10 protein-coding genes are annotated in these 11946 nt (G+C 71.0%); 8 read left to right on the top strand and 2 right to left on the bottom strand.

Annotated features, from left to right (window positions below; translation table 11 throughout):
• Positions 1–401: 401 nt before the first annotated feature.
• On the bottom strand, positions 402–1097 hold the full coding sequence (locus ABZS54_RS39025; protein WP_355547005.1) for a TetR/AcrR family transcriptional regulator: 696 nt from the start codon (positions 1095–1097) through the stop codon (positions 402–404).
• Between the two features lie 381 nt (positions 1098–1478).
• Between ABZS54_RS39025 and ABZS54_RS39030 the strand changes: the two genes are divergently transcribed.
• From ABZS54_RS39030 to ABZS54_RS39055, 6 genes are all read left to right on the top strand, one after another.
• Positions 1479–3161, top strand: coding sequence for an amidohydrolase (locus ABZS54_RS39030; protein WP_355547007.1), 1683 nt, complete (start codon positions 1479–1481; stop codon positions 3159–3161).
• Positions 3162–3255: 94 nt separating this feature from the next.
• Positions 3256–4911, top strand: a complete 1656-nt coding sequence (locus ABZS54_RS39035) for an ABC transporter substrate-binding protein (protein ID WP_355547009.1) — start codon at positions 3256–3258, stop codon at positions 4909–4911.
• Complete coding sequence (locus tag ABZS54_RS39040) at positions 4908–5939, top strand: ABC transporter permease (RefSeq protein ID WP_355547011.1); 1032 nt, start codon at positions 4908–4910, stop codon at positions 5937–5939. Before ABZS54_RS39035 ends, ABZS54_RS39040 begins: the two co-directional genes overlap by 4 nt.
• A complete protein-coding gene (locus tag ABZS54_RS39045; RefSeq protein ID WP_355547013.1) occupies positions 5936–6814 on the top strand; it encodes an ABC transporter permease in 879 nt (292 codons plus the stop codon). The genes ABZS54_RS39040 and ABZS54_RS39045 overlap by 4 nt, the downstream gene beginning before the upstream one ends.
• Positions 6814–7815, top strand: a complete 1002-nt coding sequence (locus tag ABZS54_RS39050; protein WP_355547015.1) for an ABC transporter ATP-binding protein — start codon at positions 6814–6816, stop codon at positions 7813–7815. The genes ABZS54_RS39045 and ABZS54_RS39050 overlap by 1 nt, the downstream gene beginning before the upstream one ends.
• Complete coding sequence (locus tag ABZS54_RS39055) at positions 7812–8690, top strand: ATP-binding cassette domain-containing protein (RefSeq protein WP_355547017.1); 879 nt, start codon at positions 7812–7814, stop codon at positions 8688–8690. Before ABZS54_RS39050 ends, ABZS54_RS39055 begins: the two co-directional genes overlap by 4 nt.
• 12 nt (positions 8691–8702) lie before the next feature.
• Here ABZS54_RS39055 and corA read toward each other — a convergent pair whose 3' ends face one another.
• The gene (gene corA / locus ABZS54_RS39060; protein WP_355547019.1) at positions 8703–9776 is read right to left on the bottom strand and encodes a magnesium/cobalt transporter CorA; all 1074 of its coding nucleotides are present in this window, start codon (positions 9774–9776) and stop codon (positions 8703–8705) included.
• A gap of 331 nt (positions 9777–10107) precedes the next feature.
• On the opposite strand from corA, the gene ABZS54_RS39065 reads away from it, so the two are divergent.
• Positions 10108–10461, top strand: coding sequence for a hypothetical protein (locus tag ABZS54_RS39065; RefSeq protein WP_355547021.1), 354 nt, complete (start codon positions 10108–10110; stop codon positions 10459–10461).
• 162 nt (positions 10462–10623) lie between these two features.
• Entirely contained in the window at positions 10624–11895 is a 1272-nt protein-coding gene (locus tag ABZS54_RS39070; RefSeq protein WP_355547023.1) for an aminotransferase class I/II-fold pyridoxal phosphate-dependent enzyme, read from the top strand.
• Positions 11896–11946: the final 51 nt, after the last annotated feature.

The raw sequence follows: 11946 nt of genomic DNA on the forward strand, positions 1-11946 counted from the left end.
ACGGCCTTGGCCAGGCGCTTCGAGGCAGGGGGCACCCGCGCTATCCAATCCCAATCGGCCAGGGGTGGCGAAGACGGCGCGCAGCGGGGCGGGCAGCCCGGCGCGGTCGACGGTTCTCGTGGGGGAGGTGCGTGGGCCGGAAGGTTCCTTGAGCATGAAATCCCTCGTCTCGGGATCGTGGCGACAAGTGCCGAGCGGTGGTGTTCGCCCTGTCGGGCGAACGCGGCCGGTTGCGGCAAGGGGACCCGGACCGGTCGGCGGGCGAAGCGCGACCTGTGCGATGGGACGAGAGTGAAGCGCCTGCGCATCACTGATGTCAACAGTGTTGCGCAGACGCCGTGGGAGAGACCTTCGGTTGTGGCGAGGATGAGTCGGGCCGGTCCGCTCGTGCGGCCGGGGTGTCAGCCTTCCCGAATCGCGGCCGCGCGCTGCTCGATCGCGGTGATCAGCGCCTCCACCCGGATGTGGAAGATCCGGTCGTGCGAGACCTCGGCCAACTCCGCGCCCAGCCGGGTGATGTGCGGGAATCCGCGCCCGTCCACCAGCCGATACTCGACGTTCCAGGCGGACTCGTCCGACGCCCGGACCTCGGGATCGAAGAGCAGGTAGGCCGCGCGCTGGCCGACGTACGCCAGCAGCGAGTCGCCGACCATCCGGTAGTGCAGGGCCGCGTCGGCGCCGGCGAGGCCGGCTTCGGTGACCATCCCGAGGATGAGTTCGACGACGCGGAACTCGTTGGGGCGTCTGGTGGTCCGGCTGGCCATGGTCGAGGCGACCACCGGGTATTTCAGCGCGACGGCGAGCGAGCCGTCGGCCAGGGCGCGCAGTCGATCCTGCCAGTCGAGGCCGTCGGGGATGCTGTCCAGCACCTCGCCCAACGTGCGGTCCGCGACGGACAGCAATAGCTCGTCCTTGTCGCGAAAGTGCCGGTAGATCGCGGTCGGGTCGGTGCCCAGTTCCTCGCCGAGGCGGCGGATCGTGAACGCGTCCGAGCTGCCCCGCGCCGCGATGCGCAGGCTCGCGTCAATGATCGCCTCGGGGGTCAGCTGGGTGCCGGTTCGCTTGCTGCGGACTGGGGTTGCGGGTGGTTTCGGCATGGTGAGGCCAGTGTATCGATTCGACCGCCGGAATGCGCATCACTGTTGACAACACTGTTGCGCTGCCGTTTCACTCCTCACCACGGCCCACGCCCACCACGTTCACCGGGCGGACACCGCACGCCCGACGGAAGACCGCGCAGACCCGCGTAAGGCCCGCACCGTACCCGAACACCGCACCGGAACACCGCACCGAGCCAAGCGGAACGCCACGCGCCCCCGAACCACCGCAGGCGCAAATCGCTCCGATCGCCGCGCCAAATCGCACGAAATTGCACTAAATCAAATCGAACCGAACACAGCACCGCTCTACGGAATACAGCGCCAAACCGCACCGAACACCGCTCCGCGGAACACCGCACCGACCCAGAGGACGCGTTGATGGGGACCACCCGGCCCAGGGCCGACATCGTTTTTGTAGGAGGCAAGGTCTTCACCGCGACCTCGCCCGCCCCGATCGACGCCGCGGTCGCGGTCCGGGACGGTCGGATCCTCACCGTCGCCGACGAGCACGCGGTGCGCGAACTCGTCGACGCCGACACCGAGGTGGTCGACCTCGCGGGCGGCCTGCTGATCCCCGGATTCCAGGACGCGCACGTACACCCGGCGGTCGCCGGCGTACAGATGGGACGCTGCGACCTGGCAGGCGAACGCTCCGTCGACGGTTACCTCGCGGTGATCACCGCCTACGCCGACGCCCATCCCGACGCCGACTGGATCTGCGGCGGCGGCTGGTCCATGGACGTCTTCCCGGGCGGTATCCCCACCCGAGCCATGCTCGACGCGGTGGTCTCGGACCGACCCGTAATGCTCACCAACCGCGACGGTCACGGCGCGTGGGTCAACAGCCTCGCGCTGACCATGGCCGGCGTCGACCGGGACACCCTCGACCCGGCCGACGGCCGGATCGAGCGCGAGCCCGACGGCACCCCGGGCGGCATGCTCCAAGAGGGCGCGATGGACCTGGTCGGCGACCACGTACCGCCGGCCACCCCCGAGGAGGCGCTCGCCGGCCTGCTGGCCGCGCAGCGCCACCTGCACGGACTCGGCGTGACCGCGTGGCAGGACGCCATGATCGGCGTCTTCCCCGGCAACCCCGACAACTACGACGTCTACCTGCGTGCCGCCGCCGACGGCTCGCTCACCGCCCGCGTGGTCGGCGCCCTGTGGTGGGACCGCGAACGCGGCCTGGAGCAGATCCCGGACATCGTCGAGCGCCGGCGCACCGGCCGCGTCGGTCGCTTCGCCGCCACCACGGTGAAGATCATGCAGGACGGCATCGCGGAGAACTTCACCGCCGGGATGCTGGAGCCCTACCTGAACGCATGCGGCTGCGCCACCGCCAATTCCGGCCTCAGCTTCGTCGATCCGAAGCTGTTGGCCGAGGCGGTTCGCGAACTGGACCGGCTCGCCTTCCAGATCCACTTCCACGCACTGGGCGACCGCGCGGTCCGCGAGGCCCTGGACGCCCTGGCCGCCGCCCGCGCCGCGAACGGCAGCAACGACAACCGGCACCACCTGGCCCATCTCCAGGTCGTGCACCCCGACGACCTGCCCCGCTTCGCCGCCCTGGACGCGGCCGCGAACATTCAGGCGCTCTGGGCGGCCCACGAACCGCAGATGGACGACCTGACCATCCCGTTCCTGGGTCCCGAACGCGCCGCGCTGCAATACCCGTTCGGCGACCTGGCCCGAGCCGGTGCCCGACTGGTCGCGGGCAGCGACTGGTCGGTGAGCAGCCCCGACCCGTTGTGGGGCATCCACGTCGCGGTCAACCGGACCGTGCCGCACGACGCGCCCAACGCGCCCGCCGACCGGGACCCGCGCCGGCCGTTCCTGCCCGAACAGGCGCTGACCCTGGCCCAGGCCCTGACCGCCTACACCGCCGGCAGTGCGTGGGTGAACCACCTCGACGACGTCACCGGCACGGTCGAGGAGGGCAAGTACGCCGACCTCGTCGTGCTGGACCGGGACCCGTTCGCGGCCCCGCCCCAGGAGATCGCCGCAACCCGGGTCCGTCGCACCTACGTCGAGGGCCGCCCGGTCTTCGTCGCGACCGACTGAGCATCGCGACCGACACCGCGACCGACACCGCGACCGATTGAGCACGGACCAAGCCCCGCCCGACCGCCACGCCCCCACCTCCCGGAGGAAGACGATGCCCGCACCCCGTACCGGACGCCCAAGACGCCTCCGCCGCATCGCCCTCGCCTGCGCACTCGCCGCGACGCTGGCCGCGAGCGCGTGCAACGGCGGCAGCGGCAAGCCGGCCGCATCCGGCGACCACGCCTACGAGTTGACCGCCAAGACGGCGCCCGGCACCCCGATCGACTCGTTCACGTGGTCGCTGTTCGCCGAGCCCGCGTCGATCGACTACGCGTACGCCTTCGACTACCCGCCGAACCAGATCCTCGCCAACGTGTGCGAGAGCCTGCTGCGCTGGAATCCGGACCTGACCACCTCGCCCGGCCTGGCCAGTTCGTACACCAACCCGACGCCGACCTCGTGGGTCTACGAGATCCGTCCCGGCGTGCGTTTCCACGACGGCACCGCGATGACCGCGGACGACGTGGTCGCCTCGCTGCGCCGCAACCTCGACCCGGAGGTCGGCAGCTACTGGGCCTACCCGTACCGCAACGTGCAGTCGGTCGACAAGAGCGGCCCGATGCAGGTCACGGTCACCCTCAAGACGCCGGACTCCACCTTCAACAAGTACCTGGCCGCGAGCCCCGGCACGGTCGAGTCCGCGGCCACCCTGGCCAAGGCCGGCAAGGACTACGGGAACCCGGCCAAGGGCGTCAACTGCACCGGCCCGTTCGCGTTCTCCTCCTGGACCGCCGGGCAGTCGATCGTGCTCAAGCGTTTCGACGACTACTGGAACCCCGACCTCAAGGCCAAGTCGGGACAGGTGAAGTTCGTCTTCCTGCCGGACGCCACCACCCGGGTCAACGCATTCCAGACCGGCGAGGTGGACGGCGGCTGGATGGTCCCCGCCAACTCCTACGGGCAGTTGCGCAACACCCCGGCCGGCAAGCTCTACTTCGGCCGCAACACCACCGTCGCCGACGAGGTGGTCGGCAACCTCCAGGGTCCGCTGGGCGACGCCCGGGTCCGCCAGGCACTGCTGATGGCCATCGACCGCAAGGGCATCGTCGACGCCGGTGTCGGCGGCATCGGCCAGGTGGCGAACTCGCTGGTCACCGACGACGTGTGGGCCGGCGCCCCGGGCCCGGTCCGGGACGACCTGACCAAGACGACACCCGCCTACCCGTACGACGTGGCCAAGGCGAAGGAACTGGCCTCCAAGGCCGGCGTCAACGGGCAGAAGATCGTGATCGCCACCAGCCCGCTGGACTCGCAGACCACGATCATCACCCAGGCCGTCGCCCAGGCCGCCACCGCGATCGGCCTGAAGCCGCAGATCGACACCATCTCGCCGGAGAAGTACTCCTCGCTGTTCACCGATCCCCAGGCGCGCAAGGGCATCGACCTGTTCCTGACCTTCTGGTACACCTCGATCACCGACCCGCTGGACATGTACGGCTCGCTGCAGACCGGCGCGTTCAGCAACTACGGCAGTTGGTCGCACCCGGAGTTCGACGCCGCGGTGAACAAGGCCCTGGGCGCCCCGGATCCCGCCGCGCAGTCCGCCGCAGCCGCGCAGGCCCAACAGATCGCGCTGCGCGAACTCCCTTGGCTGCCGCTGTACACCTCGCCGGTGAGCGTCTTCCTCGGCAAGCGCATCACCGGCGTGCAGCCGTCCATCGCCTACCTCTACTACCCGTGGGCCGCCGAGATCGGGGCGAAGAGTTGACCCTCGCATCCTCGACCGAGGCAGCCGTGCCCGCCGCGACCCGCCGTTCCGGCGGGCGTGGCGGGCGCGGCCCGGCGCTCGCCCTGGCCGCGCTGCGCCGACTCGCCGGCATGGCAACGACCCTGCTGGTCACCTCCTTTCTGGTGTTCTCCTCGCTCTACCTGGCCCCCGGCGACCCGGTGAGCTTCCTGGTCAAGGGACGCAGTCCCAGCCCGCAGGAACTTGACACGATCCGCGAGCAGTACGGCTTCAACGATCCCTTCCCGGTGCGCTACTGGCACTGGCTGGAGGGCGTGTTGCAGGGCGACTTCGGCCGCTCGTACCTCTTCCACCAGGGCGTCGGCGACGTGCTCTGGTCCCGACTGCCCGCATCGCTGCTGCTGATCGGCGTCTCGATGCTGCTGATCGCGGTGTTCGGGGTCGGCGCCGGCATCGTCGGAGCGTTGCGCCGCGGGACCTGGGCGGACTCGACCGTGCTGCTGATGGTCACCGTCGGCGCCGCGGTGCCCTCGTTCGTCGCGGCGATCCTGCTGCGCTCGGTGTTCGGCGTACAACTGGGCTGGTTCCCGACGTTCGGCAACGGCGAGGGCGCGCTGGACCGGTTGCACCACGTGGTGCTGCCCGCGATCGCCCTCTCGGTGACCTTCACCGCGCTGGTCACCCGGGTGACCCGCACCGCGATGCTCGACGAACTGCGCCGCGAGCACGTCGAGGTCGCGCTCAGTCGCGGTATTCCGCGGCGCAGCGTGATCAGGCGACACGTGTTGCGCAACGCGCTCGGACCGATCGTGACCGTCTCGGCGCTGCTCGTCTCCGGAATGTTGGTGAGCACCGCGCTGGTGGAGACCGCGTTCGGGATGGCCGGCGTCGGCTCGCTGCTGGTGCAGGCGGTGAGCCAACAGGACTTCCAGGTGGTGCAGGCCATCGTGCTGCTCGTGGTGGCCGCGTTCGTGCTGATCAACGCACTGGTGGACCTGCTGTATCCACTGATCGACCCGCGGGTCGCGGCACGAGGGAGCGCCCGATGAGCGCCGTCACGCTTGATTCCGCAGCCGCCCCACCGCGCCGCGACCCGCTGCGCCGACTCCGCCGACTCGGCGGCTCGTGGCTGGTGAACACCTGCCTGGTGATCCTGGGGGTGTTCCTGGTGGTTGCCCTGGCCGCACCCTGGCTGGCTCCGCAGGATCCGGAGTTCGGCGCACTGTCGGAGACCTTCGCCGATCCGGGCGCCGCCCACTGGCTGGGCACCGACCAGGGTGGCCACGACACGTTCTCGGCACTGATCGAGGGCACCCGGACCAGCCTGTTCGGGCCGCTCGCGGTGGTCGTGTTCGCCACCGTCGCGGGCATCGCCGTCGGACTGTTCAGCGCGTGGCGCGGCGGCTGGGTCGACGCGGCCATCGGGCGCGTGCTCGACATCCTGTTCGCCTTCCCGGCGCTGCTCCTGGCGATCCTCGCGGTCGCCCTGTTCGGCAAGGGCCTGACCGCGCCGGTGCTGGCCATGGCCGTCGCCTACCTCCCGTACACCGCACGCCTGGTTCGCGGCCTGGCCGCCGCGGAGAAGTCCCGGCCCTACATTGCCGCCTACCGGGTACAGGGCCACTCACCCGTGTTCGTCTCGGTTCGCGGCCTGCTGCCCAACATCACACCCACCGTGCTGGCCCAGGCCACGGTCAACTTCGGTTACGCGCTGCTCGACCTCGCGGCACTTTCGTTCCTGGGCCTGGGCGTACAACCGCCGACTCCCGACTGGGGCTCGATGATCAACCAGGGACAGTCCGCCGTACTCCAGGAACGACCGCTGTCCGCGATCGTGCCCGCGGTCGCGATCGTGCTGGTGGTCGTCGCGTTCAACGTCGTCGGGGAACACCTCGCCGACCGGGTCGCGGGAAGGGACGCCTGATGACACTGCTCGACATCGACGCGCTGAGCGTCACACTCCCCGGCATGGCCCGCCCGATCCTGGACGGGATCGAACTGACCGTCGCCGCCGGCGAAACCGTGGCCCTGGTCGGCGAATCCGGCTCCGGCAAGTCGGTCACGGCCCGTGCCGCGCTCGGCCTGTTCCCGGCCGGCGCCGACCTTTCCGGCCGGGTCCGGGTGGAGGGCATCGACCTGGTCGGCGCCGACGCCGCGCGGCTGCGCGAGGTGCGGACCGGCATCGCGGCGATGATCTTCCAGGACCCCCGGGCCGGGATCAGCCCGGTGCGTCGCATCGGCGATTTCCTGACCGAGGCACTGCGTCTGGTCGGCGGCTGGTCCCGGGCCCGCGCGGACGCCCGCGCGGCGGAACTGCTGGCCGCCGTCGGCTTGCCCGATCCGGAGCGCCACCTGCGCCAGTTCCCGCACGAGATGTCCGGGGGCATGCTGCAACGCGTGATGATCGCCGCCGCCCTGTGCGGCGAACCCAAGCTGTTGTTGTGCGACGAGCCGACCACCGCCCTGGACGTCGCCACCCAGGCCGAGATCCTGGCCCTGCTGGGACGCCTGCGCCGCGAGCGTGACCTGGGCCTGCTGCTGATCACGCACGACATCGAACTCGCGGCCGCCTCCTGCGACCGGATCTACGTGATGTACGCGGGACGGATCGTGGAGACCGCGAGCGCGGACGAGCTGTTCGCCCACCCTCGCCACCCCTACACCGCCGGACTGCTCGGCTCCTCCCCGCCACTGGAAGGGCCGTTGACCCGGCTCGCGCCCATCCCGGGCGCGCCGATGAGCCTGCTGGAGTCCGCGACCGGGTGCGCGTTCGCGCCGCGCTGCCGGTTCGCCGAGCCGGGCCGGTGCGATCAGGTGCCGCCCGCGCTCGAACCGCACGGCGCGGGTCGGGTCGCCTGCCATCGCGCGGACGACCTGGAGCCGCCGGTGCTCGCCCACCTCGCCTCGGACTCGGAGGACCGTTGACCACCGACGTCACACCCCATGACGCCACGCCCCTGATCGAGGTCAGCGGCCTGCGCAAGACCTACCGCACCGGCACGACCGAGGTGGTCGCCGTCGAGGACCTGTCCTTCTCGCTGCCGGTCGGCGGCGCGCTGGGCCTGGTCGGCGAGTCCGGATCGGGCAAGACCACCACGGCCCGGATGCTGCTCGGCCTGGAACGCCCCGACGCGGGCCGGATCGTGGTGCGCGGCACGCCCCTGGCCGAAAGCGTGCGCGGCCGGGCCGCCCGGTTGGCCCGGGCCAAGGCGGTCCAGATGGTCTTCCAGGACCCCTACCTGTCCCTGGACGGCCGGCTGTCCATCGGCGCGACGCTCGACGGCGTACTGCGACTGCACGGAGTGCGCGATCCGGCCGCCCGTACCGCACGGATCGGCGAATTGCTGGCCCAGGTCGGCCTCGGCCCCCGGGAGGCGGCGACCCGACCGCGCGGACTCTCCGGCGGCCAGCGCCAACGTGCCGCCATCGCCCGGGCACTGGCGGTGGAGCCCGCGCTACTGGTCTTGGACGAGGCGGTCTCGGCGCTGGATGTCTCGGTCCAGGCGCAGGTGCTCAACCTGCTCGCCGACATCCGCCGGGACACCGGCATCGGGCTGATCTTCGTCAGTCACGACTTGGCCGTGGTCCGCTACCTGTGCGACGAGGCACTCGTGCTGCACCGGGGCCGCACCGTGGAGCACCGACCCGTCGGCGACCTGCTCGCGGCGCCCGCGGACCCCTACACCCGACTGCTGCTCGCCTCGATCCCGCGTCCCGGCTGGGATCCGGAGCACATCGCCCGGCAACGCCGCGATCTGACCGCCCCGGCAGCCGCGGGTGGTGTGGTCCCGAGCGAGTGAGCCGAACCCGGGTCACAGCCAGTCGTTGCGGCGGAACGCTCGGAACATCAGCACACACGCGGTGACCATCACCACCAGGACGGCCGGATATCCGTACGTCCACTTCAGCTCGGGCATGTGCTCGAAGTTCATCCCGTAGATTCCGACGATCAGTGTGGGGACGGCCAGGATCGCCGCGATGGCGGCGATCTTGCGCATGTCGGTGTTCTGCCGGACGGTCACCCCGGCCAGACTGGCCGACAGGATGCCGTCCAGCAGTTCGTCGAACGCGGCCAGGCGTTCGCGGACCAGCGCCAAGTGGTCGGCGACGTCGCGCAGGTAGGCGTCGAAGCGGGTGCCGACGCCGGGCAGGGTGCCCCCGGTGAGCCGCTCCAGCGGCCGGGCCAGCGGCAGGACCGCCCGCTTGAACTCGATCAGCTCGCGCTTGAGCTGGTAGATCCGCTCCGCGTCGTTGCTCGGCCGGGGCGAGAACACGTCGACCTCCAGCCGCTCGAAGTCGTCCTCGACCTTGTCCGCCACGCGCAGATAGTCGTCGACGACCCGGTCGGTGATCGCGTGCACGACTGCGGCCGGCCCGTGCGCCAACATCGCCGGGTCGGCTTCCAGCGACTGGCGCAGTTCGACCAGCGGCGGCGCACTGCCGTGGCGGACCACCACGACGAACTTCTCCCCGGCGAAGACCATGATCTCGCCGGTGTCGACCACCTCGCTGGTCGCGGTCAGCGCGTCGTGCTCGACATAGACGATGGTCTTCAGGACCAGGAACAGCGTGTCGTCGTAGTACTCCAGCTTGGGCCGCTGATGGGCCTCGACCGCGTCCTCGACGGCCAGCGGATGCAGGTCGAACGCGTCGGCGACGCCGGCCAGGTCCTCGGCGAGTGGGGCGTACAACCCGATCCACACGAACGTGTCCTCGCCCGCCTCGGCCGCATCCAGCGCGTCACTCAGCGCCACCTCGCCCGGGCGCCGCACGCCCTTGTCGTACAGCGCGCAGTCCACCACCACGGGTGCGCGCGAAGCCCCCGTCTCGGGCGCCGATACCGCGCCGCCGTGCCGGAACCGCCTGGCCGTGCGCCACGAGCTCATGGTCCTACTCCCGAATCGAGGGTGTCTTCGCCGATGGTAGGCGGCGCCGGCGTCTGCGGTGTGGGCGCCGGCGGATCCGGCCTGCCGCGGACGCGCGACCCCACTGGGCGACGATGGGTCCGCGCGGACCCGGTCCGCCGTCGGCGGTGTCGCCTACGCTCGTTCCCTTGCGCACGTCGGCTCCCCGGAGCCGACGTCGACCGAGGAGGCAACCGGTGCGTACCACAGGCGAGTTCCACGAATCCGCGGCCGAGGATCCGAAGGCGGCGTCGAGCCCGGGAACCGGAGCGGCCCGCGCTTCGACGGGCTGTACGTGGCGGTCGAAGCGGACATGGGAGGCGGGACCGATCCCGGGTCCGAAGCGGACCGGGGCTTTTGCACGTACATCCGCTTCACCGGACCCGACCTGGTCTCCACCGTCACCTCCGTCGTCGGCGCCCTGCGGCAGATCGCCCGCTGGTTCGGCCCCGAGCACACCGGGTGCAGCCAGGGCGCCTACGAGCTGGACGGGACGTCGATCTCTTTCGCCGGGGCCAGCCCGTCCGGCACCGTGCTGTACTCGGGCCGGCTGAGCGAGGACGCGTTGTCGTTGTCCCTGGACACGCACAGTCTGATCAACGGTCGCCGGGCACACGTCGAGCTGCGCTTCACGGAGACGGAATTTCCCGACCGGGAGAACACCTGACTCCCGCTTGCCTGCCCGGACGGGCTCGCTTGCCCGGGGCCCGCCTACCCGGAGGGCTCCCTTGCCCGAACGGGAAGGGCCGTCGGCTCGGATCCGCCCCGGCGTGTTGCTAGATTGGCCCTGCCGCAAGTGTCTGCGGCCTCCGCCTATTTTGGGGATTCCGTGCCGCTCAGCACCACCGTGTCCATTCCGGAAATCGACCTCGTGGCCGCTCGTGAGGAGTACGCCGCCCTGGCGGCGGAGGGCCTCCGTCTCGACCTCACCCGGGGCAAGCCCTCGCCGCAGCAGCTGGACCTGGTCAACGGCCTGCTCACGCTGCCCGGCGACGGGGACTTCAAGGCCGCCGACGGCACCGACTGCCGCAACTACGGCGGACTGAACGGCCTGCCCGAGCTGCGCGCGATCTTCGCCGAACTGCTCCAGGTGCCCGCCGCGCAGCTGCTCGCCCTGGGCAACGCCAGCCTCACGCTGATGCACGACGTGATCGCCAACGCCTTGCTGTCCAAGGTGCCCGGTGCCGAGCGCCGCTGGGTGGACGAGCCCGAAGTGCTGTTCCTGTGCCCGGTGCCCGGCTACGACCGGCACTTCGGCGTGCTGGAGCGGTTCGGCATCGGCATGGTCCCGGTCCCGCTCACCGGCGCGGGCCCGGACCTGGACCAGGTGGAGGCACTGGTCGCCGCCGACCCGAGGATCAAGGGCATGTGGTGCGTGCCCAAGTACAGCAACCCCACCGGGGAGAGCTACAGCGACGAGACGGTGCGCCGGCTGGCCGCGATGCCGACGGCGGCGCCGGACTTCCGGCTTTTCTGGGACAACGCCTACGCCGTGCACCACCTGACCGACACCCCGGTCGAGCTGCTGTCCGTCCTGGACGCGTGCGCCGAGGCGGGGAACCCGGACCGGGCGTTCGTCTTCGGCTCCACCTCGAAGATCAGCTACGCCGGCGCCGGCGTTGCCTTCTTCGGTGCGTCCGAGGCCAACGTCGCCTGGCTGACCGGTCTGCTGGCCAAGCAGACGATCGGCCCGGACAAGGTCAACCAGCTCCGGCACGTGCGCTTCTTCGGCGACACCGAGGGTGTGGTGGCGCACATGCAACTGCACCGCGCGCTGCTCGCGCCGCGCTTCGAGGCGGTGTACGAGGTGCTGGAGCGTGAGCTCGGCCCGCTCGGCATCGCGACCTGGACCCGACCCGAGGGCGGCTACTTCGTCAGCCTGGAGGTGCCGGACGGCTGCGCCGCAGAGGTGGTCCGGCTGGCCAAGGAGGTCGGCGTCGCGCTGACCCCGGCAGGCGCCGCCTTCCCCGGCGGCAACGACCCGCGCGACCACCAGATCCGCCTCGCGCCCAGCTACCCCACCGTCGACGAGGTCCGCCGCGCGATGCGTGCCGTCGCCGTGTGCGTGAAGCTGGCGGCGGCCGAGGCCGCCGCGGTCTGACCGGATCCCGGCCAACCGACTCGACGACCCCGTCGCGCCCACCCACACGGG

It is taken from the genome of Embleya sp. NPDC005575 (genome assembly GCF_040605455.1).
In the GTDB taxonomy this organism is placed as follows: domain Bacteria; phylum Actinomycetota; class Actinomycetes; order Streptomycetales; family Streptomycetaceae; genus Embleya.